Origin of the sequence: Rhodoferax koreense, from assembly GCF_001955695.1 — a bacterium.
In the GTDB taxonomy this organism is placed as follows: Bacteria; Pseudomonadota; Gammaproteobacteria; order Burkholderiales; family Burkholderiaceae_C; genus Rhodoferax_B; species Rhodoferax_B koreensis.
The window spans coordinates 1,591,768-1,618,120 of sequence record NZ_CP019236.1 but is presented as its reverse complement, the minus strand read 5'-3'; the positions used below and the strand labels follow the sequence as shown (position 1 = coordinate 1,618,120).

Annotated in this window: 23 protein-coding genes, 1 tRNA gene and 2 pseudogenes; 11 read left to right on the top strand and 15 right to left on the bottom strand. The window is 61.2% G+C overall.

Translation table 11 applies throughout. The features are described from left to right. The first annotated feature begins 214 nt into the window (after positions 1-214). Positions 215-790, top strand: coding sequence for an RNA polymerase sigma factor (locus tag RD110_RS07550; RefSeq protein WP_076198179.1), 576 nt, complete (start codon positions 215-217; stop codon positions 788-790). A gap of 9 nt (positions 791-799) precedes the next feature. Then, the gene (locus RD110_RS07545) at positions 800-1,591 is read left to right on the top strand and encodes an anti-sigma factor (RefSeq protein ID WP_076198177.1); all 792 of its coding nucleotides are present in this window, start codon (positions 800-802) and stop codon (positions 1,589-1,591) included. A gap of 16 nt (positions 1,592-1,607) precedes the next feature. Here the strand turns inward: RD110_RS07545 and copM are convergent, their stop codons facing one another. The 5 genes from copM to yaaA all read right to left on the bottom strand — a co-directional run bounded on the left by copM (position 1,608) and on the right by yaaA (position 5,701). Further along, positions 1,608-2,006 carry a CopM family metallochaperone gene (copM, locus tag RD110_RS07540; protein ID WP_076198175.1) on the bottom strand — a complete coding sequence of 133 codons (399 nt, stop codon included), beginning with the start codon at positions 2,004-2,006 and terminating at the stop codon, positions 1,608-1,610. A gap of 99 nt (positions 2,007-2,105) precedes the next feature. Continuing rightward, on the bottom strand, positions 2,106-2,972 hold the full coding sequence (gene queF, locus RD110_RS07535) for an NADPH-dependent 7-cyano-7-deazaguanine reductase QueF (RefSeq protein WP_076198173.1): 867 nt from the start codon (positions 2,970-2,972) through the stop codon (positions 2,106-2,108). Positions 2,973-2,984: 12 nt separating this feature from the next. Next, on the bottom strand, positions 2,985-3,869 hold the full coding sequence (locus tag RD110_RS07530; protein WP_076198171.1) for an alpha/beta fold hydrolase: 885 nt from the start codon (positions 3,867-3,869) through the stop codon (positions 2,985-2,987). A gap of 124 nt (positions 3,870-3,993) precedes the next feature. Further along, on the bottom strand, positions 3,994-4,881 hold the full coding sequence (locus RD110_RS07525) for a 2OG-Fe(II) oxygenase (protein ID WP_076198169.1): 888 nt from the start codon (positions 4,879-4,881) through the stop codon (positions 3,994-3,996). A 43-nt stretch (positions 4,882-4,924) separates the two neighbouring features. Then, entirely contained in the window at positions 4,925-5,701 is a 777-nt protein-coding gene (gene yaaA / locus RD110_RS07520; protein WP_076198167.1) for a peroxide stress protein YaaA, read from the bottom strand. A 158-nt stretch (positions 5,702-5,859) separates the two neighbouring features. Between yaaA and RD110_RS07515 the strand changes: the two genes are divergently transcribed. After that, a complete protein-coding gene (locus tag RD110_RS07515) occupies positions 5,860-8,835 on the top strand; it encodes a valine--tRNA ligase (RefSeq protein WP_076198165.1) in 2,976 nt (991 codons plus the stop codon). A gap of 80 nt (positions 8,836-8,915) precedes the next feature. Beyond that, positions 8,916-9,821 carry a UTP--glucose-1-phosphate uridylyltransferase GalU gene (gene galU / locus RD110_RS07510; protein ID WP_076198163.1) on the top strand — a complete coding sequence of 302 codons (906 nt, stop codon included), beginning with the start codon at positions 8,916-8,918 and terminating at the stop codon, positions 9,819-9,821. Positions 9,822-9,882: 61 nt separating this feature from the next. Here galU and RD110_RS07505 read toward each other — a convergent pair whose 3' ends face one another. Beyond that, positions 9,883-10,110, bottom strand: a complete 228-nt coding sequence (locus RD110_RS07505) for a sulfurtransferase TusA family protein (RefSeq protein WP_076198161.1) — start codon at positions 10,108-10,110, stop codon at positions 9,883-9,885. Between the two features lie 18 nt (positions 10,111-10,128). Further along, positions 10,129-11,031, bottom strand: a complete 903-nt coding sequence (gene cysM, locus RD110_RS07500; RefSeq protein WP_076198160.1) for a cysteine synthase CysM — start codon at positions 11,029-11,031, stop codon at positions 10,129-10,131. A gap of 38 nt (positions 11,032-11,069) precedes the next feature. Between cysM and RD110_RS07495 the strand changes: the two genes are divergently transcribed. After that, positions 11,070-11,154, top strand: a tRNA-Leu gene (locus RD110_RS07495). 151 nt (positions 11,155-11,305) lie between these two features. On the opposite strand, the gene istB is transcribed toward RD110_RS07495, so the two are convergent. Together istB and istA are read right to left on the bottom strand one after the other, a co-directional pair. Continuing rightward, on the bottom strand, positions 11,306-12,199 hold the full coding sequence (gene istB / locus RD110_RS07490) for an IS21-like element helper ATPase IstB (RefSeq protein WP_076198159.1): 894 nt from the start codon (positions 12,197-12,199) through the stop codon (positions 11,306-11,308). Continuing rightward, positions 12,192-13,723 (bottom strand): annotated as a pseudogene (gene istA, locus RD110_RS07485) (IS21 family transposase). The gene istB and the pseudogene istA overlap by 8 nt, the downstream one beginning before the upstream one ends. On the opposite strand from istA, the gene RD110_RS27780 reads away from it, so the two are divergent. From RD110_RS27780 to RD110_RS27770, 5 genes are all read left to right on the top strand, one after another. Further along, positions 13,679-13,939 (top strand): antitoxin VbhA family protein, encoded by a 261-nt coding sequence (locus RD110_RS27780; protein ID WP_157900076.1) that lies wholly within the window; start codon positions 13,679-13,681, stop codon positions 13,937-13,939. The pseudogene istA and the gene RD110_RS27780 sit on opposite strands and share 45 nt — an antisense overlap. Before the next feature lie 636 nt (positions 13,940-14,575). Beyond that, complete coding sequence (locus RD110_RS07480; RefSeq protein WP_076198158.1) at positions 14,576-15,100, top strand: plasmid mobilization relaxosome protein MobC; 525 nt, start codon at positions 14,576-14,578, stop codon at positions 15,098-15,100. Between the two features lie 60 nt (positions 15,101-15,160). Further along, on the top strand, positions 15,161-15,325 hold the full coding sequence (locus RD110_RS27775; RefSeq protein ID WP_157900075.1) for an AAA family ATPase: 165 nt from the start codon (positions 15,161-15,163) through the stop codon (positions 15,323-15,325). Positions 15,326-15,671: 346 nt separating this feature from the next. Further along, the gene (locus RD110_RS07470) at positions 15,672-16,487 is read left to right on the top strand and encodes a patatin-like phospholipase family protein (RefSeq protein ID WP_338053087.1); all 816 of its coding nucleotides are present in this window, start codon (positions 15,672-15,674) and stop codon (positions 16,485-16,487) included. A gap of 43 nt (positions 16,488-16,530) precedes the next feature. Then, positions 16,531-17,037 (top strand): hypothetical protein, encoded by a 507-nt coding sequence (locus tag RD110_RS27770; RefSeq protein WP_157900074.1) that lies wholly within the window; start codon positions 16,531-16,533, stop codon positions 17,035-17,037. 99 nt (positions 17,038-17,136) lie between these two features. Here RD110_RS27770 and RD110_RS27440 read toward each other — a convergent pair. From RD110_RS27440 to RD110_RS07450, 5 genes and pseudogenes are all read right to left on the bottom strand, one after another. Continuing rightward, positions 17,137-17,301: pseudogene (locus RD110_RS27440) on the bottom strand (IS3 family transposase); the annotation flags it as partial. 146 nt (positions 17,302-17,447) lie between these two features. Further along, the gene (locus RD110_RS07465; RefSeq protein WP_076198156.1) at positions 17,448-18,608 is read right to left on the bottom strand and encodes an IS30 family transposase; all 1,161 of its coding nucleotides are present in this window, start codon (positions 18,606-18,608) and stop codon (positions 17,448-17,450) included. A gap of 234 nt (positions 18,609-18,842) precedes the next feature. Then, entirely contained in the window at positions 18,843-19,487 is a 645-nt protein-coding gene (locus tag RD110_RS07460; RefSeq protein WP_076198155.1) for a hypothetical protein, read from the bottom strand. Next, the gene (locus RD110_RS07455; RefSeq protein WP_204250039.1) at positions 19,484-22,639 is read right to left on the bottom strand and encodes an HsdM family class I SAM-dependent methyltransferase; all 3,156 of its coding nucleotides are present in this window, start codon (positions 22,637-22,639) and stop codon (positions 19,484-19,486) included. Before RD110_RS07455 ends, RD110_RS07460 begins: the two co-directional genes overlap by 4 nt. After that, positions 22,636-22,926, bottom strand: coding sequence for a DNA-binding protein (locus RD110_RS07450; RefSeq protein ID WP_076198154.1), 291 nt, complete (start codon positions 22,924-22,926; stop codon positions 22,636-22,638). Before RD110_RS07450 ends, RD110_RS07455 begins: the two co-directional genes overlap by 4 nt. Positions 22,927-23,682: 756 nt before the next feature. On the opposite strand from RD110_RS07450, the gene RD110_RS07445 reads away from it, so the two are divergent. Continuing rightward, positions 23,683-25,434 (top strand): retron Ec67 family RNA-directed DNA polymerase/endonuclease, encoded by a 1,752-nt coding sequence (locus tag RD110_RS07445; protein ID WP_076198153.1) that lies wholly within the window; start codon positions 23,683-23,685, stop codon positions 25,432-25,434. Between the two features lie 479 nt (positions 25,435-25,913). Here the strand turns inward: RD110_RS07445 and RD110_RS27765 are convergent, their stop codons facing one another. Further along, entirely contained in the window at positions 25,914-26,285 is a 372-nt protein-coding gene (locus RD110_RS27765; protein ID WP_157900072.1) for a hypothetical protein, read from the bottom strand. Between the last annotated feature and the right edge of the window lie 68 nt (positions 26,286-26,353).

Here is a 26,353-nt window from a genome sequence, read left to right as displayed (position 1 = left end):
CCATACGAAGCGAAATCGGCAACAGATTCAAAAAAGCGCAATTTCGGTGTCTGCTGAATCCGCGCAGCCTGCCGTCGCGTACCACCTGCACACCATGCCGCACCGTCTTGCCCTTCCCCCGACCACCGCGTCACTTCACGCGCCGCACGGCCGGGCGTGCCGGTCTGCGCACGGGTATTTTTGGCAAAACCGGTCGTTATTGCACAATCCGCCGATGCCCCAAGTCCTCGCCGACACCGAACTCATCGAACTGCTCGACCGGGTGGCCGCGCGCGACCAGGCGGCGCTGAAAACCCTGTACGACCGGACCGCCTCCAAGCTCTACGGCCTGGCGCTGCGCGTGGTCGGCCAGCGCGATGGTGCGGAAGACGTGTTGCAGGAAGCCTTCGTCACCATCTGGCGCGTGGCCGGCGACTACCGTGCCAGCCTGAGCCCGCCCATGGCCTGGATGGGGCTGATCGTGCGCAGCCGGGGCCTGGATTTCCTGCGCCGGCGCACGGCGGACCGCGCCCAGTTGACGCAGGAGTTCGACGACATCATGGCCGACACCTTCGAAGGCGAGGCGGCCAACCCGATGGACAGCACCGATGCCAGCCAGCAGGCGCGCGCGCTGCACGACTGCCTGGCCCAGCTCGACGGCCGGCAGCGCGAGGTGGTGAGCCTGGCCTATCTGCGCGACCTGAGCCACGGCGAACTCGCCGCCCAGTTGCGCCTGCCGCTGGGCACTGTGAAGACCTGGATCCGGCGCGGCCTGATGCAGTTGCGCAACTGCATGGCCGGTTTCACCTGACAAGCCGCCATGGACATCCAACACCATCCCGAACTGCTGGACCGCCTGGCGTCGCAGTACGCGCTCGGCAGCCTGCGCGCGGGCGCGCGGCGCCGGCTCGAGGCCATGGCACGCGAACAGCCACCGGTGCGCGCGGCCTTGCTGATCTGGCAGGCGCGGCTGGCTTCGCTCGCCGAACTGCAGCCGGCACAACGCCCCGCGCCCGAGGTCTGGACGCGTATCGACAACCTCGTCGCTGCGGACGTGGTGCGCCAGTCCATGCAGGCTGGCGCGACGCGCCAGGCGCCGGCCAGGGGCGGCTGGCTGGGCAGCCTCGGGTTGTGGCGCGGGTTGGCGGCTTCCGGCGTGGCCGCAGCCGTACTGGCGCTGGTCAACACGGCGCAAGTGCGTGAACGGCTCGGCCAGGAGGTCGCCACGTTGCAGACCCGCCTTGCGACGACACCGCAGATCCAGTACGTGGCCGTGCTGGTCCATGCGCAGCCCGGCACCACCGAGGACACGGCTTCCATGCTGGTGACCTTCGACGCGCAGAACGGCCAGCTCGTGTTGCAGCGCGTGGGCAACTACCAGGAAACGCCGGACAAGTCCTTGCAGCTGTGGGCCTTGCCGCCTTCGGGCGCGCCGCGCTCGTTGGGCGTGCTAGGCCGTGACCGCGTGCTGCGGATTCCCGCCGGCCCTGGCGAAGTGCGCGAAGTGCCTGCGCTGGCCATCAGCCTGGAGCCGCGCGGCGGCGTGCCGGGCGCCGGCGGGCCGACCGGACCGGTGTTGTTCAAAGGCGCGCTGATTCAGAAAACGTCGTAGCGCGACGCGGCCGCCTTCACTTCACCCCTTTCTTCGCCTGCCATTTCTTCATGAAGGCGATCTCGGTTTCCTGGGCCTTGACGATGTCCTGCGCCATCTTGCGCAGTTCCGGGTCCTTGCCGTACTTCAGCTGAACCTGGGCCATGGCCACCGCGCCCTCGTGGTGCGGGATCATGTGAGAGACGAAATCACGGTCGGCGTCGCCGGTGTAGGCCACGCCCATGTCCTTCATCATCTTCTCGTCGCTGGCCTGGAAAGCCTTGGTCGACGGGCTCGCATCGGCCGGGGCGGCGGGCGCGTTGTGGGCGCCGTGGTCCATCTTGGACTGTGCCACGGCGGGCACGGTCAGCACGGCGAGGCACAGGCCGATGGCGGCGCTGGCCGATTGGATGGCGAAAGAGCGGGGGGTGTTCATGGGAAGAATCCTCGGGTTGCGGTACATGGCCGGCATCTTCGGCCTTGCCCCCATGGGAAGGTCAAGCCCCTCGACGACGAATCCGCAAATGGCGGCCGCCTATTGCCTTGCCATGCGGATGTTGGCCGGCAGCGCGGCCGGATGGCTGGTGCGAAAGGGGTTGATGTCCAGCCCGCCGCGCCGCGTGTAGCGCGCATACACCGTGAGCTTGATGGGCCGGCAGCGGCGCCAGATCTCCATGAAGATGCGCTCGACACACTGCTCGTGGAACTCGTTGTGGTTGCGAAAGCTCACGATAAAGCGCAGCAGCCCCGCCTGGTCGATCTGCGGCCCGCTGTAGCTGATCTGCACGCTGCCCCAGTCGGGCTGACCGGTGACCAGGCAGTTGCTCTTGAGCAGGTTGCTGGTCAGGACCTCGGTGACCGGGGCCTCGTCGAAAGTCGCGGTGAGCAGTTCCGGCGCTGGCGTGTAGTGCGTGCACTCGAGATCGAGCCGGTCCAGGCTCAGGCCGTCGATCTCGTGCACTGGCTCGCGGTCGAAGGCATCGGGCAGGAGCAGTTTCACGCCGACCGTGGAGGGCGTTTCGCTGCCGCGCCAGACAGCCTCGCTGATGTCGGCGCGGATGCGGTCGCGCACGGCCTGGGCATCGGCGAAGCGCGTGTTGTTGAAGCTGTTCAGATACAGCTTGAACGACTTGCTCTCGACGATGTTGGGCGTCTCGCAGGGCACGGTGATGTGGGCCAGCGCCACCTGGGGCTTGCCGCGCGGGTTGAGCCAGCTCAGTTCGAACGCCGTCCACAGGTCGGCGCCGAAGAACGGCACCGGCTGCTGGCCCGTGCTCGCGTCCGCGCCCAGGCCGATCTCCGCCCGTTTGCCAGCGCGCGGTATCGGGAATAGCAGCGAGGCGTCGTACTGGTCGATGTAGGCGGATGTCTTGCCGAGCTGGGATTGTTCGGGGGTGTTCATGGTCGGTTCAAGCTAGGTGTGTGTTGCGAGGTGGGGCTGCAGTTCGACCAACAGCCGTTCGACGACGCCGGGTGGCAGGTCATGGCCCATGCCGTCGATGCCGACCAGCCGCGCGCCCTGGATGCGGCGCGCCGTGTCCTCCCCGCAGGCATACGGCACCAGGGGGTCGGCCCGGCCGTGCAGCACCAGCGTGGGGGCGCGCAGGTTGATGAGTTCGAGCGCACGCGTGACATCGGCCCCCACGGCCACCATCTGGCGCACGGTGCCGGCCGGGTGGAAGCTGCGGTCCATGGATTCGGCCACGCGCGCGCGGAGTTCGGCCTCGGGCGTGGGAAAACCGGGGCTGCCGATCGCCTGGAAGAGCCTCACCGCGTGGTCGATCAGGCCTGGCCGGCTCTGGTCGACCGGGCGGCGCATCATCAGGCGCAAGACCTCGGGCTTCGGCGGCGGCAGATGGCGCGCGCCGCTCGAACTCATGATGCTGGTGAGGCTGGCGACGCGGTCCGGCGCGGCCAACGCCACGCGTTGCGCGATCATGCCGCCCATGCTGGCGCCGACCACGTGGGCCTTGCGGATGCCCAACGCATCGAGTGCGCCGACGGCGTCGAGCGCCATGTCGCGCAGGCTGTAGGGCGGGCGCACGGGCAGGCCGAAACGCAGCTTGGTCGCGGTCCACAACACATTGGGTGTGCCGAGCTGGTCGAAATGCTGGCTCAGGCCGATGTCGCGGTTGTCGAGCCGCACCACGCGGTAGCCGGCATCCACGAGGGCCCGCACCAGGGCCGGCGGCCAGCCGGTGAGCTGCATGCCCAGGCCCATGATCAGCAGGACCACGGGGCGGCCGGGCGCGCCGGTGTCCTCGACCTCGAGGGAGATGCCGTTGGCTTTTACTTGCATGCGATCGGGACGCGTGATGAACCGGCGTTGGCGAAGAAACCAGGTGCTTCGACAGGCTCAGCCCCTTCGACAAGCTCAGGATGATCGGGTGCTTCGACAGGCTCAGCACGAACGGGGCTCATGTTCATACGAACTCACGCTCGCGCAGCCACTTGGTGGCGATCCACTTCTCGCCGGCCAGGACGGGGGCGCCGCCGTGCAGGCTGCGCGTCGAAGGATCGGGCCGGTCGTAGCTGAAGAACACGGCGTTGCCGCGCTGCGGCGCGACCTCGAAATGGACGTCGGGGAACGTGGTTCCGCCGCCCCGCTCCGGCTCGTTCAGGTACATCACCAATGTGGCGACGCGCTGGCCGCCGCGCTTGAGGATGGTGGGCGTGCCGGCGGCGCCAACATCGAAATAGTCGTAGTGCGGCTTGTATTCCGCGCCTGGCCGGTAGTGCAGCACCTGAAGGCCTTCGCCATTGACCTCCGGCCAGTTCAGGAGTCGCGCGATACGCGCCTCGATGCGCTGGATCAGCGGGGTTTCGCCCCGGTTGAAGAACATGCCGTCGCTGGTGCGGTCGACGTTGACCTCCTGCCCGCCGGTCTGCACGGCCACCGTCAGCGAGCGTTGCAGGCGCGGCTCCGCGGTCGCAATCAGTTCCTCGCATTCCTCGGCGCTGAGCAGGTTGCCCAATACCACGAGGCGCGGCTGGCGCATGCTGCATAGGACCTGCACCCGCCGGTCGCCGGCATCGATGAAGGACCGGCCGTTCGACGGGAGTGGCTCCGGCACCGGCACCGCTTCCCCGGGCCGACCCTGCTGCGCCGCCTGCAGGGCAGCCTGCACGGCGCGCGGGCCGAGGTGTTCGCTGAGCGTGGTCTCCATCGCGTCCATCGCCGTTTCCTCGTGCCAGCCGGCGTCGCGCATCGACTGCAGGATGATGTCGGCCCCATGGCCGGCTTCGGCCTGGTCGATGATCCACTGGCGGAGCTGCGGTGTGATGTTCTGCGGGGAAGTGCTCTGGGTCATGGCTGGAGCCTCCTGTTGCGGTGCTGTCGTGATCTGGCCGAGGTCAGTCCGCGGTCTTGCGGCGGAAGACCAGCCGGTCGGGCTCGGAGGCCGCGGCGGCAAACGCATAACCTTCCAGGTCGAAGCCTTCGAGCTGCCGCGGCAGGCTGAGCCGCTGCGTCGTGGCGTAGCGCGCCATCAGGCCGCGCGCGCGCTTGGCCATGAAGCTGATGATCTTGTACCGGCCATTCTTCCACTCCTCGAAAACGCATTCGACCACGCGCGCCTTGAGGACATCGAGGTCCACTGCCTTGAAATATTCCTGCGAGGCCAGGTTCACCACCACCGGCGTGCTGTCGCTGCGCAGCCGCTTGTTCAGGTGCTCGGCGATGCGTGCACCCCAGAACTTGTAGAGCGTGGCGCCATGTCCGCCGGCCAGCCGCGTGCCCATCTCCAGTCGGTAGGGTTGCATGCGGTCGAGCGGGCGCAGCACGCCGTACAGGCCGCTCAAGATGCACAGGTGGTCCTGCGCCCAGGCCAGGTCTTCCGCGCCCAGGCTGCCCGCGTCGAGCCCACCGTAGACGTCGCCATTGAAGGCCAGCACCGCCTGCTTCGAATTGTGCGCGGTGAAACGCGGGCGCCAGGCCTGATACCGCGCCACGTTGAGCTCGGCCAGCGCATCGCTCAGGTGCATGAGTTCGGCGATCTGGCGAGGCGACTGCGCCTTCAGCAAAGCGATCAGTTCGGTCGATTGCGCAACGAACTGCGGCTGGGTGTGCGGCAGCTCGCCGGTCGGGGTGTCGAAATCGAGCGATTTGGCGGGGGACAGCAAAAACAGCATGGAGCGGAGGGAGGTAACGCGGAAGTCCGAGGGAAGCGGGCTATCTTAGGTGAACGCCGGCCACGGCCGCTGGACAGCGATTAAAATCCACCCATCCTGTCATCCATCTCCCAACGGCATCCAAACGGGATGCCGTTTTTCATTTCCCTGGGTCATCCATGAGCGACACACTTCAGCAGCCCGGCTTAGACAGCCTGTCCAAATCCTTCGAGCCCGCCGCCATCGAGGCCCACTGGGGCCCGGAATGGGAGCGGCGCGGCTACGCGGCGGCGGGCTACCGCGGCACGCGGGCGCCGCAGGCTGGCGAGCCGTCGTTCGCCATCCAGCTGCCGCCGCCGAACGTGACCGGCACGCTGCACATGGGCCATGCGTTCAACCAGACCATCATGGACAGCCTGACCCGCTACCACCGCATGCGCGGCTTCAACACCGTGTGGGTGCCCGGCACCGACCACGCCGGCATCGCCACGCAGATCGTGGTGGAACGCCAGCTGCAGGAACAGAAGATCAGCCGGCACGACCTGGGCCGCAAGAACTTCGTCGCCAAGGTGTGGGAGTGGAAGGAGCAGAGCGGCAACACCATCACCACACAGATGCGCCGCATGGGCGACAGCGTGGACTGGGGCCGCGAATACTTCACCATGGACCCGAAGCTGTCCAAGACGGTGACCGAGACCTTCGTGCGGCTCTACCAGCAGGGGCTGATCTACCGTGGCAAGCGCCTGGTCAACTGGGACCCGGTGCTGCAGAGCGCGGTGAGCGACCTGGAGGTGGAAAGCGTCGAATCCGATGGGAAGATGCACTACATCACCTATCCGTTCGCCGACGGGCCGCAGCTCATCGATGGGGTGATGCAGCGCGGCATGACGATTGCCACCACGCGGCCCGAGACCATGCTCGCCGACGGCGCGCTGGCCGTGCACCCGGAAGACGAGCGTTACCGGCACCTGCTCGGCAAACTGGTTGATCTGCCCTTGTGCGACCGGCGCATTCCGATCATCGCCGACGACTTCGTGGACCGCGCCTTCGGCTCGGGCTGCGTGAAGATCACCGGTGCGCACGATTTCAACGACTACGCCTGCGCCCAGCGCCACAACATCCCGCTGATCACGATCTTCACGCTCGACGCGAAGATCAACGAGAACGGCCCGGCCGCCTACCAGGGCATGGACCGCTTCGACGCGCGCAAGGCCGTGCTGCGCGACTTGGAAGCCCAGGGTTTCCTCATCGAAAGCAAGCCGCACAAGCTGATGCTGCCGATCTGTGCCCGCACCGGCCAGGTGGTCGAGCCGATGTTGACGGACCAATGGTTCGTCGCGATGACGAAGGTGAGCGAACAGGACCCGACCGGCAAATCCATCGCCACGAAGGCCATCGAGGCCGTGAGCAGCGGCCAGGTGCAGTTCGTGCCCGAGAACTGGGTCAACACCTACAACCAGTGGATGAACAACATCCAGGACTGGTGTATCAGCCGCCAGTTGTGGTGGGGCCATCAGATCCCGGCCTGGTACGACGAGGATGGGAAGGTCTACGTGGCACGCGACGAGGCCGAAGCGCAGGCCCAGGCACCCGGCAAGACGCTCAAGCGCGACGAGGACGTGCTCGACACCTGGTATTCGTCGGCGCTGGTCCCTTTCAGCACCATGGGCTGGCCGGACGCGGCCGTCGCCCCCGCCGTTCGCACTGAGCCTGTCGAAGTGCCTGCGCCATCTGCAACCCTTCGACAAGCTCAGGGCGAGCGGAATTTGAGCGATTACGACCTCTACCTGCCCTCCTCCGTGCTCGTAACGGGCTACGACATCATCTTCTTCTGGGTCGCCCGGATGATCATGATGACCACGCATTTCACCGGCCAGGTGCCGTTCAAACACGTCTACATCCACGGCCTGGTGCGCGACGCGCAGGGCAAGAAGATGAGCAAGAGCGAAGGCAACGTGCTCGACCCGGTCGACCTGATCGACGGCATCGCGCTCGCGCCCCTGCTCGACAAGCGCACCACCGGCCTGCGCAAGCCCGAGACCGCGCCCACCGTGCGCAAGAACACCGAAAAGGAATTCCCCGAAGGCATTCCGGCCTTCGGCGCCGATGCGCTGCGTTTCACCTTCGCGTCGCTCGCCACGCTTGGCCGGAGCATCAACTTCGACAGCAAGCGCTGCGAGGGCTACCGCAACTTCTGCAACAAGCTGTGGAACGCCACGCGTTTCGTGCTGATGAACTGCGAAGGCCAGGACTGCGGCCTGAAGGAACACACCAAAGCCGAATGCCAGCCCGGCGGGCCGTTCCACGGCTACATGCAGTTCAGCCAGGCCGACCGCTGGATCAGCTCCATCCTGCAAAAGGTGGAAGCGGACGTGGCCAAGGGCTTCGCCGAATACCGGCTCGACAACGTGGCGGGTGCGGTCTACGACTTCGTCTGGAACGAGTTCTGCGACTGGTATCTCGAAATCGCCAAGGTGCAGATTCAGAACGGCTCGGAAGCGCAGCAGCGCGCCACGCGCCGCACGCTGATCCGTACGCTGGAGGCCATCCTGCGGCTGGCGCATCCGCTGATCCCGTTCATGACCGAGGAACTGTGGCAGAAGGTCGCACCCGTCGCAGGCATTACCGGTGAATCGGTGAGCATTGCGCCCTATCCGCAGGCGCAGCCGGCCAAGATCGACGAGGCCGCCATCGCCCACGTGGCCAAGCTCAAGCAGATGGTCGACGCCTGCCGCAACCTGCGCGGCGAGATGAACGTATCCCCCGCCACGCGGCTGCCGCTGTACGCGTTCGGCGACGCGGAATTCATGGCGCAGGTCGCCCCGGCCCTGAAGGCGCTGGCCAAGCTCAGCGAGGTCAAGATCTTCGACGACGAAGCCGCCTGGCAAGCCGCGGCGCAGGCCGCCCCGACGGTGGTCAGTGGTGAAGCGCGCATCTGCCTGCACATGGAAATCGACGTGGCCGCCGAGAAGGCGCGCCTGGGCAAGGAGGTGGGCAAGCTGCAGGCCGAGATCGCCAAGGCGAACGGCAAGCTCGGCAACGAAGCCTTCGTCGCCAAGGCGCCGCCGGCCGTCATCACCCAGGAACGCCAACGCGTGGCGGATTTCACCGCAACGCTGGCCCGCATCGAGGCCCAACTCGTAAGACTAGGCTGATGGACGGCACCCGGATCGTGCGCTAGGATTGTGCAGCCCGGGTAAACCCGATCGTTTTTTCCAACTCCCCCTCAGTGCACATGCCCAACTCTCACAAAATCGTCAAGAAGGCTGTTTTCCCGGTGGCCGGACTCGGCACCCGGTTCCTGCCGGCCACCAAGGCGCAACCCAAGGAAATGTTGCCGATCGTGGACAAGCCACTGATCCAGTACGCCGTGGAAGAAGCCTACGCCGCCGGCATCCGCCACATGATTTTTGTGACTGGACGCAACAAACGTGCGATCGAAGACCACTTCGACACCGCCTACGAACTCGAGGCCGAACTCGAGGCCGCCAACAAGAAGGAACTGCTGGCGTTGGTGCGTTCGGTGCATCCCGACGACATGGACTGCTCCTTCGTGCGCCAGCCGCGTTCGCTGGGCTTGGGCCATGCGGTGCTCTGCGCCGAGCATCTGGTGGGCCACGAGCCCTTCGCCGTGCTGCTCGCCGACGACCTGATGATCGGCCCACCGGGCGGCCAACCCGTGCTGGCGCAGATGACGGCCGCATTCTCGCGCTGGGGCACCTCGCTGCTGGCCGTGCAGGAAGTGCCGCTGGACCAAGTGCGCCGCTACGGCATCGTGGCCGGCGAAGTCGTGCCGGGTCTGGAAGACGGCCGGCTCACCCGCGTCAGCCACATGGTGGAAAAACCTTCGCCCGAAGAATCGCCTTCGCGCATGGGCGTGGCCGGCCGTTATGTGCTCACGCCCGGTGTGTTCGAGCAGATCCGCAAGCAGCCGCGCGGCGCGGGCGGTGAAATCCAGTTGACCGACGGCATCGCCGGCTTGCTCAAGACCGAAATCGTGCACGCCTACGAATACGAGGGCAAGCGCTTCGACTGCGGCAGCAAGCACGGCTTCCTGGAAGCCACCGTGTCGCTGGCGCTGCAGCACCCGGAAGTCGGCGCCGGCTTCCGTGAGTACCTGAAGTCCCAGTCGCTGAACTGAAAGGGTTCTGCGACCTCGAAGCCGCGCCCTGTGCGCGGCTTTTTCGTTGACGCACGGAAACTCAGCGGCGGCGCAACACGTGGATGTAGTCCGCACCCGCCGTCTGCTGATCGACCAGTTCGTTGCCGGTCTGCTTCGCGAAGGCCTGGAAGTCGCGCATCGAACCCGCGTCGGTGGATACCACGCGCAGCAATTCGCCGCTCTGCATCCCCGTCAGGGCCTTCTTGGCCTTGAGAATGGGCAGCGGGCAGTTCAATCCGCGCGTATCGAGCTCTTGGTTCACTTGCATTGAGATTCCTTCGAAAAATCAGGCTGGGAACACGCCAGTGGACAGATAACGGTCGCCGCGATCGCACACCACGAACACGATCGTCGCATGGCTTTCGCGCTTGGCGATCTCCTGCGCCACCCAGCAGGCACCCGCGGCCGAGATGCCGCCGAAGATGCCCTCTTCGCGTGCCAGGCGACGGCACATTTCCTCGGCATCGTCCTGGCCCACATAGACCAGTTCGTCCACCCGCGAAGGATCGTAGATCTTCGGCAGGTATTCCTGCGGCCACTTGCGGATGCCGGGAATGCGCGAGCCCTCGCTCGGCTGGGCGCCGACGATGCGCACCTCGGGGTTCTTTTCCTTGAGGAAGCGCGACACCCCGGTGATGGTGCCCGTGGTGCCCATGGCGCTCACGAAGTGCGTGATGCGCCCGCCCGTCTGCTCCCAGATCTCGGGACCGGTGGTCTCGTAGTGGATGCGCGGATTGTCCTGGTTGGCGAACTGGTCGAGCACGCGGCCCTTGCCCTCGCGCTGCATCTGCTCGGACAGGTCACGCGCGTATTCCATGCCGCCGCTCTTGGGCGTGAGGATCAGTTCGGCACCAAAGGCCTTCATGGTCTGCGCACGTTCGATCGACAGGTCCTCCGGCATGATCAGCACCATGCGGTACCCCTTGACCGCCGCCGCCATCGCCAGCGCAATGCCGGTGTTCCCCGAAGTGGCCTCGATCAAGGTGTCGCCCGGCTTGATCTCGCCGCGTTCTTCCGCACGCTTGATCATCGACAGCGCCGGCCGGTCCTTCACCGAACCCGCCGGGTTGTTGCCTTCGAGTTTTCCCAGCACCACATTGCCACGCACGTTGTTTTCTGCAGCACCGATACGCTGCAAGGCCACCAGCGGCGTCTTGCCGATGGCATCTTCGATCGTTGGGTAGTTCATACCCGCACTGTGCCATAATTCGACTCTTGTTTCTGCCGGCCCGGGTGGTGAAATTGGTAGACGCAGGGGACTCAAAATCCCCCACCGAAAGGTGTGCCGGTTCGATTCCGGCCCCGGGCACCATTCAAAATTCTCTAGCGTTTTCAACACGTTAGAGACTTCTGAAGATCGCTCCAGATACTGGGTGTTAGAGCCGATCCAATCTTGACCACCAGTGCCAATTGAATTTTGACCAGGGGCTAGAGCGGCCTCCGTGGAGGCCGGCTGTGAATAACTATAGGCTGTCTGCCTCGGTTGGGCCTCCTTTTCTTGCATTGGTTTGGTCTGTTTCCGAGCCGTCAGGCGAGGCCCCCTCCGCGTTCTCGACGGACTGGCCAGCCGCCACCTTCCGGCTCTGCTCCCTCGTTTTGATCCGTCCCTTGGCTTCGTGCGTGCTGTGCCGGAACCGGTAGGACTCGTTGCCCGTCTCGATGATGTGGCAGTGGTGGGTCAGCCGGTCGAGCAAGGCCGTGGTCATCTTGGCGTCGCCGAACACACTGGACCACTCTGCAAACGTCAGGTTGGTGGTGATCATTACGCTGGTGTGTTCGTAGAGCTTGGACAGCAGATGGAACAGCAGCGCACCACCGGCCTGGCTGAACGGCAGGTAGCCCAATTCATCGAGCACCACCAGGTCCATGCGCACCAGGCTCATGGCCATGCGCCCAGCCCGGCCCTGGGTCTTCTCCTGCTCCAGCGCATTGACCAGGTCGACCGTGGAGTAGAAGCGCACCCGCTTGCCGTGCCGGGTCAAGCCCGAGATGCCCAGCGCCGTGGCCAGATGGGTCTTGCCGGTGCCCGGCCCGCCGACCAGCACCACGTTCTGTGCATCCTGGGTGAACGACAGGTCGGCCAGCTTCTGGATCAACCGCTGGTCGACCTGCGAGACGGCGAAGTCGAACCCGGCCAGATCGCGGTGCATGGGGAAGCGGGCCGACTTCATCTGGTGGGCAATCGAGCGCATGGCCCGGTCGGCGTCCTCGGCCTGCAGCAGGTGTTCCACCAGCCAGCGGGATGCGGCCAAGGTGCTGTCACCCCCTTGCTCGGTCAGATCGGCCCAGGCCGCGGCCATGCCGTTCAGCCGCAGTGCTTTCAACTGTGCCTGCACATCGTTGGTGGTGTCACGCATGGCCGACCTCCTGTCCGTCCACGCGATCCAGATGGGTCGGTCGCAGCCGGTCGTAGCGTGCTGTGTCGGCCACCGGCACCTGGCTGAGCCGCAGCGAGGTCTCGGCCTGCGCCGGGGTGACAGGGTTGTTCAACCGCGCCAGCACGTTGCGCACATGCTCGACGCTGATGCTGCCGCTCGGTGCCATGCCCTCGAGCACCAGCTCGACCGCCACCAGCACCGCTTCGAGCCCGGCCTGTGGCACCACGGCCAGCACCTGGGCCATGGCCTTGTCGCCACCCGGATGGCGGAGCAGCGACTGGCGCAAGCGCAGCAGCGGTGCCGGCAGGTCCAGGAACGGCGTGCCGTTGCGCAAGGCGCCGGGCTTGCGCTGCACCAGTTCGATGTAATGCTGCCAGTCGTAGCTGGTCTGGCCGCTGCCGGGCAGACGGGCATGGCTGGCGACCACGGCGTCGGCCGTGGCCACGTCGATGCGCCCGGGATAGACCCGGGTGCTGACGATGTGGCCGGCCCATTCACAGGGCACGGAGTAGCGGTTGCGGGCGGCCGCCACCAGGCAGGTGCTGCTGACCCGGGCCAGCCGCTCGACGTAGCCGTCGAACGGAGCCGGCATGGACATCAGGTGGCCTTTCTCCAACTCCCACATCTCGGCGACCGTGAACTGCCGGTGGATCGGGTGGGCGGTGTCGGCCCACACCGAACGGCAACGCTCACCCAGCCAGGCGTTGAGCTCGATGAAGGAGCCGAAGCGCCGGGTGCCGGCTTCGATCCAGATGCGCCGCCGGCTGTCCTGCACGTTCTTCTCGACCACGCCTTTCTCCCAGCCCGAGGCGACGTTGCAGAAGTCGGGGTCGAACAGGTAGTGGCTGCACATGGCGGCGAAGCGGGCGTTGACGATGCGCTGCTTGCCGCGCTGCACCTTGTCCACGGCGGTGCGCATGTTGTCGTAGATGCCGCGCCGGGTCACGCCGCCCAGCGCCTGGAAGGACCGGGTGTGGGCATCGAACAGCATCTCATGGCCCTGGCTCGGGTAGGCCACCAGCCAGAAGGCCCGGCTGGCGCACAGCTTCAGGTGCGCCACCTGGACGTTGTAGAACACCCGCCGACGACCATGGCCTCGTCGCTCCAGTCGAACTGGAAAGCCTCGCCCAACTCGAAACTCAGCGGCACGAAGGCCTTGGTCGGACTGGATGCCGATTCGACCCGCCAGCGGCGGATGTAGTCGGTGACGGCGCTGTAGCCACCGCGGTAACCCTGGGCCTGGATCTGGGCGAACAGGGCGCGGCCGCTGCGCCGGCCTTGCTTGGGCCGATGGCTGTCGGTCGTGAGGGCCTGGTGCAGGGTGGCCTCGAAGGCGGTGAGCTTGCCCTCGACGCTGGCGCGTTCGTACTTAGGCACGGCCTCGCCGGGTGCCTTGAGCCACTTCTTGACCGTGTTGCGCGAGAGCCCGGTGCGCTTCGCGATCTCGCTAAGGGAGAGTTGGTCGCGCAACTTCATGCGCCTGACCTTGCCAATCATGTCCATGGTGATCACCTTGAATCCCTGCTGAAAGTTTCAGCAGGTCAGTGGAACACCCCGGTCAATTTTGGATCGGCACTTTACGGTTTAGCTGGTCAGTTTTGGATCGGCACTAACATTGAAGGATTCAAACTGCCCGAGGAAGAGGAAGCAAGAACGCGCCGTTTTATCAATGGCGAGATCGACCTTGCCGAGTTCTTGGATCCGCTGAAACTGTCTTGAGTTGCGACAGGTTCCCCGAAGCCATGCGCAACGCCAAGGGTCGCGCGCACTAGGCCACTAGGCGCGCCGCAGCAGCTCGGCACGCGACCTTCTCTGGGGTTTTAAGCTAAACAACGAGCCGCATCAGCACGAGCATCAGGCCGCCCAACTTGTTCTTTAGAAGAACAGGAACCAGGGCCAAAGCCAGAACAGCCAGGGTTGTTGCGTCAAAGGTCATGCACATCATTGGAGCGTCACGGCGCCTATGTAATGTGCCCTCTTTTCAGAAACGCAGGGCAGCAGCCCGGTAGCTCGACCAGGCCGTGCCTGACCAAGCCGGGACCAGCGGCGCCGGACGGTTGCTCAAAAAGGCCGACCCACTTTCGCATGCGAAAGTGGGTCGGAACTGGCGACGGTCCAGCCTGTTGAGAGGCGGTTTGACGTGACAAAACCGGCCGAGTGCTTCTGGTGTGTTCAGGCCTACCGTTCTCTGGAAGAACGAATACCGCTTGGTCATGACCAAAAAATGAGGGGCATTGTGGACTACTGCAGGATAGGTTAACCGCCGGTACACTGTGCGCACAGCGCCATTTTGAAACACCCCCTCGCACTGTTAAAACCTTATCGGGAGGCAATTTGGACAAGCCAAGCCGTGCAATGAACGTCCACCTAGGGGCGGACTTGAAAGCCCGCTGGACCGACTATTGCGCGGCCCTGGGGATGTCGCCGGGCGCAGCCATCAAGGAAGCTATAAAGGCGCAGCTTGAGAAGGCAGGCAAAAGTCCCGAGCCTAAGACTTACCAGCAGACACACGAAGCGCCGGCCAGCGAGCCGAAAGAGCGTTTTGAAATCCTGCTGACCGCATCTGAAAAGCGAGCTATCCGCGAGCGCGCGAACGTAGAGCGTTGTTCCGCGCGACGGTGGATAGTTGACGCCTGCAGAGCGGGGCTCACTCGCGAAGCGCAGTTTGGCATGAGCGAAATAGAAGCGTTGGGTGAATCGAACTATCAGCTTTTGGCGGTCGGCCGGAATCTGAACCAAATCGCGCGGCGCTTGAATGAAGGCAAGAACAAGCAATTAACCGTGGAGCACATCGAAAAGTTAAGCCGCCGCATCGATAAGCATACGGAAATTGTGAGCACTGCCATAAGAGCCAGTCTTGAGCGATGGGTCATCGAATGATGAAGGGGTGTATGGCGAACAAAGAAAGATTTTGGCACCACGCCGAGCAAAGGAAGAAGCATGCAGATCAGCAGGATGCATAGGGCCAGCGATTACCGAATATTTCGGAATTTCAGTTGGCCTACAGAACTCCCCGACTTTGCTCGATTCAACGTTATTCACGGTTGGAATGGCTCAGGTAAAACTTCGCTATCGAACCTCTTTCGACATATTGAGCGACGGTAACGGTTGACAGACGGACGGGTCGAAATCCTGCTAGACCAGACGCGAGTCGCTGGGACAGATTTCGGCACGGCAGCAGTACTTCAAGAAATCCTTGCTCTAATCCGCGAATGCGACCCTGAGCATTTCAAGTGCATGACTGAATTGGTCGCCCCACCCATGGCTCACACAGCCGGGAACTAGAGAAGAAGTGTTCATTGTTGATTTCCAACCAGCCCATGCATGTCAGTCTTTCCGGCGGCGGTCTACGGGCTGCCTTCTTCCATCTGGGCGCGTTGCACGGCTTGGCCGGTGATGGCCGGCTACAGCGAGTGAATCAGTTGTCGACAGTATCTGGACAGCCATCTTCTTGGCTGAATGGTCAAAGGCTGCGCAGCGATCACCAAGGTTAACGCCTGAAGATCTGCAGGCCTGCTCGCTCCGAGCATTTGAGCGACTGTGGCACTGGGCGTATGCTTGTCCGCGCTCACGTGCATTTGGCTCCGTCAGAGCACTGACTAGGGTAATCGTTCACGGGGAGGCCGGCTTTGGTTCAGCCATGGCACGCCAGTACAAAAAGCTTTTACGGGATGATCTTGACAATGGACTGTCACAGCTTGCTGCTTGTGTATTGCCGGAGTGGCGACTGGCTACCAGCGACTACACCAGCGGGAAACGAGCAATGCTGGTCTTCAATGATCGAGGGCAAATGCGCTCAGCTGATGCAATCTACCTCCCGACGGAGGACATAGGCATAGCGAAGGCGCTCAGCGCGTCGACCGGGATTCCTGGCGCATTTGAACCGCTTAGATGGAAAAAACACCAGCTTGCCGACGGAGGAATTCTTGACAATCAAGGCCTCCGCGAGTTGATGGATACCTCGGCTGAGCGTCTTTGCATCGACGCCTCAGCACCGCTCGCGCCCCTAATTTGGCAATCTGGCTGGACGGCGCCATTGCGTGCCATGGACATGCTGATGGAGCAGACGCGTGGCGATGTGTTGACAAGTAGATTACCTATTGTGTCCTTGCGTGATGACATTCCATCACCGTCCGCATTTCGATGGCGAGGGGCTATTGCTGCACTACGCACAGACCTAGATCGCACAGACCTAGATCGATTCACAAGCCTTGAATGTGATCTGGCATTTCTGGCGGGGCTATCAGTCTACTCTTGGTCGATCTGATCTACCGCCACGGGCTCCATTTAAGAAATCGCATCAGACTACGATGGCATTATGGCGTTTCGTTAATGACCCCATTGCCACCACGAATGAGAATATTCCTGAATTACGCAAGCAATTATTGCAGGAGCTTGATCGAGGAAAGTACCGTATATTGCCCAATTGGCGTGTCAAAGAACGGTGGGGCCCTGTCATGAACTTTGGACAGTTCTATCTGGTCTTTACTTTTTTCTTGGTTGGGGCATTTTATGCAATCGTTCCAATCCTTATAGTTTATGCAAAATTGAAAATTTCATGGGTGGCCTTTGGGGTATTACTCTGGGCCCTAGGAATTCTCGCGTTGTTTGTCATGCACTTGCGTCGACCAGAGGAAAGTATGCGTGTAACATACAGGACATGGTTGCGCATCCTAATTGGCGCTCCAATGGCGTTAATCTTGGGCATGTTTGGACCACTGTCTTGGTTGGCAACAAGAATGATGTCTGATCGGGATGGCAGTGTGTTCAGCCTACGCAAAAAAATTCGGCGCGTTGTGGACTCACTAGCTTCTTGAAACCTGAACCGCACCGGGTTCGTGGAGGCTTTTTGATTTAAATCAGGCCGCCACGGTGGAGGGCTGATTGGCAAGTTGCCAATAGTAATTTGCCTCAGCTCATGGAGGCGGGATGTATCCAATGGGCTCCAGCAGTCTGTGGGGGTTAAACCAGGACACCTATTCCAGGGTGGCCAATTCCACTGATTCCTTGGTCTTCCACGGTGCGCGACGGTGGATCTACTCGGCCCTGTACAGGCCATTGATCTTAAGCGCGTGGCAATTCCGTAGGCCTTGCTGGTCTGGACGCTTTCTACAACTGACACAGGCCTCACCACGGTATCGATCTTGTGCCACCTATCTCCCGTCTCTCGTTGTCCCGAAAGAATCTCATGACACTTCACAGCTAGGGGCTGCTTTGCAGGGCGGATTCAACCGGTCGATGCAACACATTCGTTGAACATCTCGGCGGGTGTGTGGAAGCCGAGCGTCTTGCGCGGCCTCTCGTTCAATTGTCGCGCTATCGCGTTGAGTTGGAGCTGTGAGTAGCCCGAGATGTCGATGCCCTTCGGCAGGTATTGCCTGGGCAGCCCATTGGTGTTCTCGTTACTGCCGCGTTGCCACGGGCTTTGGGGATCACAGAAGCAGACTTGGATGTCGGTGGCCATCGTGAATCGCTTGTGACCGTGCATCTCCGTGCCTCGATCCCAAGTCAATGACTTGTAGAGCTCCTGCGGCAGCTTGCGCGCGTTCTTGATCAGCGCGTTGACGACCGACTGCGAGTCCTTGCCTTCGAGCTTGACCAACATCACGTATCGCGTCTGTCGCTCGACCAATGTGGCGATCTGGCTGTTGCCGCTGCCGAACACCAAGTCTCCCTCCCAATGAACAGGCACCGCCCGATCTTCGACAGATGCGGGGCGCTCGCTGATCGACACGGCATCCGCGATCTGCCCATGGATCGCCGTCTTTTGCGTGTAGGAACGAGAGCGTCGCATGCCGCGCGTGCGCCTGAGGTGCTCAAGCAGCTCCTTCTTCAACGCGCCACGCGCTTGAATGAACAGGCTGCGGTAGATGGTCTCGTGTGACACATGAAGGTTCGGGTCGTTCGGATAAGCATGCGTGAGCCAGCCGGCGATCTGCTTGGGCGACCACCGCATTCGAAGCAGGTTCGCCACGACACCAGCCAGCGCCCGATTCTTGACCAGCTTGCATAGCTGTGGCCGTAGGGCTCGGTTCCAAGCCGCTTCGTCGGCGACGCTTGCCCGATAGCTGTCTTGCCCGGCGTTGCGCCCAATCTCGCGGCTGATGGTCGACGGCGCCCTGCCAAGTCGGGCGGCCACCGAGCGCATCGATTGACCAACGATCAGCGCACCAGAGATCTCTTCTCGCTCTGCCAGGGTCAACGCAGTGGCGCTGCGCCTGCGCTGCGGCGGTCGAATGCCACCGGTCTTTGACAAGATGTTGTGGATCGAAGTGTGAGGTCGATCAAACAGATGGCCAATCTGGTGAAGAGTCCAGCCTTCCTTCCATCGCTCCCACATCAATGCCTTCTGGGCGTCCGTGTAGTAGGTTCGCGTCCGATACTTCATCTGCAACACTCCTTCTGCTCATGCAGCTTTTAGTGTGTTGCATCGACCGGTTGAATCCGCCAGCGATTGCTGTCACTCAGCCCTCAACAGCGAGTCCACCGTCTCATCGATCTTCCGGTCATTCGCACGGGCTCCCGGTTGACCCCTGTCGCCACAACTCATACCAAAGTCGCTCACACTATTGCGTCAGCAACGCATGCTTGACGAGCAGTCTCGACGAGGAGGAGGACATGCTCAACTGTGGCGCTTGAGCCCTACGAACTCCAGGATCAAATGGTGGCAGGTGAAGTCTTGGGGATAAGGCTTACCGACGGGGGGCGACCGAACGTGATGGGACATCCGATGCGCCCGCATCAACGAAGGGCCGCCCACTTGGTGCAACGTACACCCTAATTTCTTGCCGATGCCGTCCAGTGCTTCCGACGAGTCCCCGCTCAGCAAGTAGCCAAGCATGGCTGCCGAGCCGGAGAAAGGCGAGTATCGGCAGGTAAGGAACTGCTGCCTGACGTCCTCCAGGTACTCCGAAATTCTTCCAGCGGTCTCCAGCACCTTTGCCTCCAGGGGCCACATCAACCGTTCATCCGACCGCAGCACAAACGCAATGTCGTACTGGGGCGGCTGCGCTGGCGGCGCCGCCATGGTCTCGTGCTCATATGCGCCATGCTGAACTCGAAAGGGTTCGTCGCCCGACATTGCATCGTTGATGCGCGCTTCCAGTCGCTGGGTAATGCTGCGTTCCAGATCGCGCGTGTCAATAGTTGGCGGCGACGCTCGCATGTCATCGTAAGCGGTCCAGACGAGGGTCAGCAGCGTGTCTGCGGGTGCCTGCATCCACGCCTTTGCTAGGGCGACAAAAGCCGGGTCGGCGGAGATAGTCATAGGATGGTCCGCGTCATGCCATCTTGATGCTGCATTCGAAACAGATCCACCGAGGCTTCATCCGCGTCGTTCAGGGCCGTGGACCTTGTCCAGTAGCGATGCACGTTGGGCTTGACGATGATGATCATTGGAACGCCATGGCCGGCGTCGTAGAGACGCACCACGCGCTTGGTATAGATCCCCAGTCGGCCCCCAGTGTCTTTCCCGTCCTGCAGATCCAGTCGCTCCAACTCGCCTAGAAGTGCCGGGGTGGTCATCTTGCGCCACTCGACGGGGGGGACGGATGAACGGCCAAGTTCAATAGAGACCATCTGATAAGGCAAAGCGTCGTCGTCCGGGGTGCAGAAAATGGTCGCACTCACTGCCTTGTCGGCACCAAAACCCGCCCTGAGCACACGCATGAAGTAAGTGCAGTAGTCACGGAGGTGGGCATTTGACGGGGCTCGCTCTTCCATACGCTGACTCTTGACCTTAGTTCGCCCCTTCTTCTCTTGAAAATCGGCGAGCGCCAACTCGCAAAGATCCTCAACCAGCACCTGCTCCGCGTCCTTCAGCGCGAACGCGCGGTACACGATCTCATCAATATCTTCATAGCTTTTGACCTTTTTGATCTGAGGCGGCAGTGGATGAGGGATCGGGATGTCCAGCAGTTCATTGGTCAGTGCCGCGGGACGGTAGGCGGCAATCCGTCCGCTGGTGAGCTTGAGGAAATAAACGGCCAGCAGGCTGTTCACGGCGAGGCAGGCGGCGTCAAGGAAGGATTGAGGACCATGGATCGACACGTAGTTGTCACTGAATACAGCCGCCGATTTGCTATTCGATTGAGCCAAGCGGGCCTGGAATCTGGCACGCCCCTTCTGCAGACCTTTCTTGAGAATAAGCTGGGGCCATTCGAAAGCTGCGAAGTTGGTGGAATCCTTGGAATGCACGCGGAGATCGCGCGTCGGAGCCAACAGGTCCGTGTCCAGGTGCATCAGCGATCCGTCCGGAAACGTGGTCTGGTCAAACAGCGGGCGTCCGTCCAAGTCAGGCTGAGGCCGAGTCCGGTCACCATAGATGAACCCTTGGCGCGTCAGCACCTTGATCGACTCGCCAGGGTTGGAAATGGTGGGGTATCCAACCAGCCGCTTGAGCAGGGAGCGATCACGAGGCGAGCCCCACATGAGTACCGTCCAGATCGTCGAATCATTCAGGGCTTCATGAACATATAAAGTACGGCAATCCTGGGGTTCAATCATGATTGTGAACTCGTCGGTCAGAGGCTTAAGCCGTTTAGGGCTGACGTACGAGATCCGGTCATTCCATGCCGGTCGGCCGGGAGACAGGACTACGATGCATGAAGGCGAAACGGACGTCTTGGTCGTGTGTGACTTGCGTTTGAACACGTCGAATCGAAGCGCTGCCAAGTTCACCACCTCCTCAACGCGGTGCGACTGAAACAACTGCTGACGGAACTCGCATGACTTGACACTCGTGTTGAACAAGAAGGCGCTTGCCGACTGAATCATCGCCACGCGCCCAGTCGGTTTTAACAACTGCGCCGCCTTGGCCAAGAAGAGTCCCCCGATGTCCTTGTTCGCAACGGTCCAGTTCCGCCGGTCAGCCTGGGCCCAGGCTTTTGCCTGCTCAGTCACGAGATCCTCGCCCCATGGTGCATTGCCAACCACGAGGTCATAGCACTGTGCGCTGGTCTGCGTACTGATGGCAGGGTTCTGCTCCGCAAAGAAGTCGCTGCATAGCAACCTGCGGTCTCGCATGCTCGGAAAAACAACCTGCGTCCAGTAGTGGCGCGGCTCGATCTCGTCGCACATTGCCAGATAGAGGCTAAAACAAGCAACGCGCACGGCATGCGGGTCGATATCCACGCCGATTAGGTTGCGCTCCAGCAGTCGCCGCAGCAGTTCGGCGCGCACCGGTTGACCTGGGTTGGCCAGTCTCCAGCGATGGACCAGACGCTGGAAGACCTTGACCAGAAAGATGCCCGAGCCGCACGAGGGGTCGAGCACCTTGAGGTCCCAGTCCAGCCCGCCCCACGGTAGCACCTTGTCCAACACGAAATCGACCAGATGCGGTGGCGTATAGAACACGCCGCCGTCGGCCGCGCGTTCATCGACAAACGTCTCGTAGATGCTGCTGATGAACTCCAACGGAATGACGTCGAACGAGTATTGTGGCCATAGACACTGCTGGCCGGACGGCATGTCAACATTGCCCCGAATGAAATCGGCCAACAAGGACAGATGCTTCTTGTTAACGATGCGCTTCTCCGCCGCCCAGCCTTTTGCGCGGGCTTCTGGTGTATCGCCCTTTCCGGGGAAGAGGTCGCCATTGAAGCGTTCATTGAGCCAATCGAACAACGCGTAGGCGTCTGTGTAGCTCGAAAGAATACTGTCGAAGCCTGCGTGGAGCTTTCTCAACACGCCTTCCGCATGAAGCCGGGCGAGTTTGGATGCTGTTAGGGCGGGGTTGCCGTCCACGTCCTTTCGATCAAACAGGAACTGAACAAATATGATGCGTGCCAGCAGATCATGGCAGACGTCTTCGTCGTCCAAGCCGATTTCTGCGAGAAGGTGCCTGACGTGCCTCAGGTTCCCCAGCAGCAACTGATCAGCGCGTCCATCACGGTCGAAACGCCCGGCGTGTTTAGAGAAAAACACCCCAGACACCAAATTGATCCAATGCAAGGACTGCGCTGCAACGCGTTCGAGCGCCAGGGTCTTCGATCCGGCAAGCTCGTCTGCGGTCACTGTGTAGACCACCCGGTCCGAGGACCGCTGGCCGAAGACAGGCGCCTCGCAGCATGTCCATACGCGCACCAAGCTAGGTTCGACGGTGATAAGGGCCGGACAATGAGAGAAGTTCCAGGCCAACCGGTGAAGTTCACTAAGCGTGTCATCCGAAGCTGGTTGCGAGAACTCCACCACGACCGCGATGGGCGGCTCGGTACTCGCAGCGCTCGGAACTTCGGCAAGCACACCAATGCGACACCCTTGGCCCGCTGCCTCCCCGGTTAAAGCGCGGCCGACTTTCTCTTGCACCAGAGCCGCAAACTTCGCGGCGCCTGCGCCGTCCGGTCGTACGATTTGCTCGGGGCGGTTCCAGCCCAGGCTTGCATGCAGCCAGTCCAACGTGAACACAGGCTGCTCGATCACGATTGCAGCTCCAACTGCTCTTGCCTGTCGCCACCGAAACGGCCAGGCTTGGCCGCGCCCCTTGGCTTCTTGGGCGTTCGGTCGATCTTTGCCAGCACGTCTTCGAAGCCGATGTTGCGCCCCTTTAACTCCGACAGCAGTGTGGCAATGACTGCCAAATGGGTGGGCACCCTGCCAACGCTGGCGTAGTTCGACACGGAGTTCTTGTTCATCCCTATGAGTTCTGCAAATGCGCGCACAGTGAGTCCAGCCAGGGCCAGCTCAGCGAGGAAAGCATCGTAGGTCATCCGGCCGTTACATCCATCAAGATGCACATTATTTTATGACGAAAGATACACAAAACAATGTGTAGCGGCACAACTATCCCTCTTTAAGACCGTATTGACGACCCATAGTCAAGGCAGAGGTCACTCAAAGGCCACGTACATCGAACGACCGGTTACCGCGGCAGTTGCCATTCAGCCCTCAATCACGAGCGACAGAGTCCAGTCTTGATCTATCGCTCGAAGCCTCGCGCCGAACGGCGGGTCATGGCCGGAAAGGGTGGGCACAAAGACGCGCCAGGAAGCTGACTGTCGATGCCCTGGTCAGGGGCTGACCAAGGTCAGCCGTCGGCGAAATCCACGAACTGACGCTGCCGGCCAAGCGCGGGCGTTCGCAAGTGACCGCCTTGTGCACGCCCATGCGCCCCCCCGGATGAAGGGGTAAGCCATCCTGCTGCCCGGTAGCGCGGCGGCATCAGACACTAGTGCAACGCGCCACCCGGCCGCAGCATATTCATCGTGAAGTCGTAGCCGCCGCCGAAACTGATAACCAACGGCGAGCTTCGGACGCCTTGTCTCGGGCCGGATGCAGCCCGAGAGTGCCGATCACCGTCGGCAGAATGGTAAAGTAGCGCCGGACTCGCAGACAGATTTTTTGCCATGATTCATGGCATGTGAAAGAAATGTCCCCGGGAAATGCTCCTCGGTATCCTCGCCGTATTGCGGCAATGCGCGTCCCCTGCGTTCGCGTAAGAGTGTCTGCGAGTCCACCTTATAACAATGACACTTGCAAACTTGAAGGGCGCCACCGATCTTCATGGTGTGGCGAAGCTACTTGATGTGAAGGCGGGAATGCTTTCGTACATTTTGTACAAGCAGCCTAAACCGGATCTATATAAGAAGTTCGAAATCAGCAAGAAGACGGGAGGCGTTCGGGAAATATCGGCGCCGTGCCCCCACTTGAAACTAATTCAGCAAAGGCTTGCTGCCATTCTTCTCGGTTGCTCATTAGAGCTCAAAGCGAAACATGCGACCGCGGTCAAGAACAAGAACTATGTGAGGCGTGAGGTTTCGCACGGCTTCACAAAGGGTCGTAGCATCGTTAGCAATGGTGAAGAGCACATTACGCGGCGCTTTGTCTTCAATGCAGACCTTTCCGATTTCTTCGGGACAATTAACTTCGGGAGGGTCCGAGGTTTTTTCATTAAAGACGAGAATTTTTCTCTTTTTCCAGCGGTTGCAACGATTCTTGCCCAGATCGCTTGCAGCGAAAACAAGCTCCCGCAGGGAAGTCCTTGCTCGCCAATTATCTCAAATCTGATTGGGCATCTTCTCGACATGCGACTCGTTGAGTTCGCATTGAGGCAGGGCTGCACATACACTAGATATGCTGATGACTTAACATTCAGCACCAATAAGCCTGAGTTCCCCACAGCCATAGCGGTTCAAAAAGAAGGCGACCCGCATAAGTGGATTCCCGGGGGCGGCTTGCAGAAAATTGTTCAGAAGTGCGGCTTTTCATTGAATGAGAAAAAGACTAGGCTCCAATACAGAGACTCTCGTCAGGAAGTGACCGGACTGACTGTAAACAAAAAAGTCAATGTCCCCGCGACGTATCGTTATGCCGCTCGCGCAATGGCGAACAACCTTTTTAAGACGGGAAAATTCCAGCACACTATCCACTTCACCGACAAAGACGGTGCAGCGCAAGAGCTACGAAGAGATGGCCATGCTGGCGAGTTGCGAGGAATGCTTAGTTACGTCGATCAGATAGATTTATATAATTCTTGCCGCGAAGAAGCGAACAGTTTGGTTCCTCTTGGTGCGCCCGGTAGACTTCAGCTCTATCGCCGAGTAATTTACTTCGACAGTTTTTATGCCCTCAGCAAGCCCATGATTGTATGCGAGGGAAAAACTGACAACACATACATAAAGCACGCAATCCTGCAACTTGCGGGTCACTACCCAACACTTGCCTCTGCCTCTATAACTGGTGGAAAGCCTGAATTAAAGGTTCGCTTGTATAAATATGCAGATCGTCGCTCGGCCGTTGTCACAGACATTGGCGGAGGCGTCGGAGGCTTGTGTCATCTTATTAAGAACTATCATGCCGACGTGGTCAACAAGTTTCGCGCCCCGCGACCAATGCATCCGGTGATCCTGTTGATTGATAACGATCTTGGTGCAGACAGCATATATGGGGCGATTTCGGGCTTGCTAAAGATAAAGAAGCCGAAAGGCCTTCGGCCTTTTATCCATCTCTTCTCGAATTTGTACGTCGTTCCAACGCCACTTGGCCCTGGAAATTCTCAAACGATGATTGAAGATTTCTTTGACGCCGCGACGCAAGCAGTGACGCTCAACGGGAAGACTTTTTCTCGACAGGATGAGGACTCTTCGAAGCATTATGGGAAGGCGGCATTTGCGCGAGACGTAGTTGCAAAAAATGCGGATAGCATTGATTTTAATGGGTTTCGGTCTATTCTGGATAGGCTTCGAGACGTGCTGCTCGACTATCCAACTCGACCATAGATTCCCTTTGATGTTCTGATCGATACATATAAATACATGCTCCATTGAATGAAGAATTAGCTGCCGGGGCAGGTGAAAGTCGATGGAAGGCCTTGCAAAAGCCCACTGACCCGCATGAACACTGGGTTTGCGCCAGTTCCCATGGTTGCTTGATCCCTCGAGAATCTTCACATCAGCTTTTGATTCCTGGGAGTTTGTCGACGCCCGAAGCCCAAAGCGCTGCCGATTTCTTCCACCCGCGTTTGGCCGAGTGCGCGGGGTGTCTGACCGGCAGGTTTGGGGCGGCGAAATCAGCAAAGCCGATGTCAGATCAGGGGCGCACAGCGCCAACTCGCCGATTGCGCAAACAGCCGCTCGCGCAGCTTGGGGACGAGCTGTCGCTGACTGACCGATTCGGGATGTACAGCGGACCGACGCGCCTGTTGAACGTAAATGGCGGGTTTCGCGCGCCGCGGTCGCTCAGCGCTGAAATCTCAAAGTCAGCAATCAGTCTGCAGCTGTCGTTCGCGGCTTTGCAGTGGCCAACCCTTCGTGGCCGAGAGCACCAATTCGCAGATTTCATGGGCGTCCGTTGACCTCGACGTAGCGGTATTGCGGAGTCGATTCCCCAACAGCAGTCGCCGTTTTCCGCGCCGCCAGTCCCACGGTGTGGTCACCTCAACGTCACGCCAAAGGCCAGCGCGCTTTGCCCGCGCCTCCTGCTCTGCGTATTCGTACTGGCCGCGGGCCTCTTGCGACTGCTCGCTTGTATAGGCCTGGTAGCCGATACGCCGCAGGGGCGATGAAAGCGCTTTGATAAGTCGCTCAGCAGCTTGTTGGCCCATAGTGGCGGTCAGCGTCGGCGTCTTCATTGCAGCTTGGGCTTCACGCCAGCTTCGTTTGCTGCTCAACTATGGATGGGCGTGACATAGATTTTCCA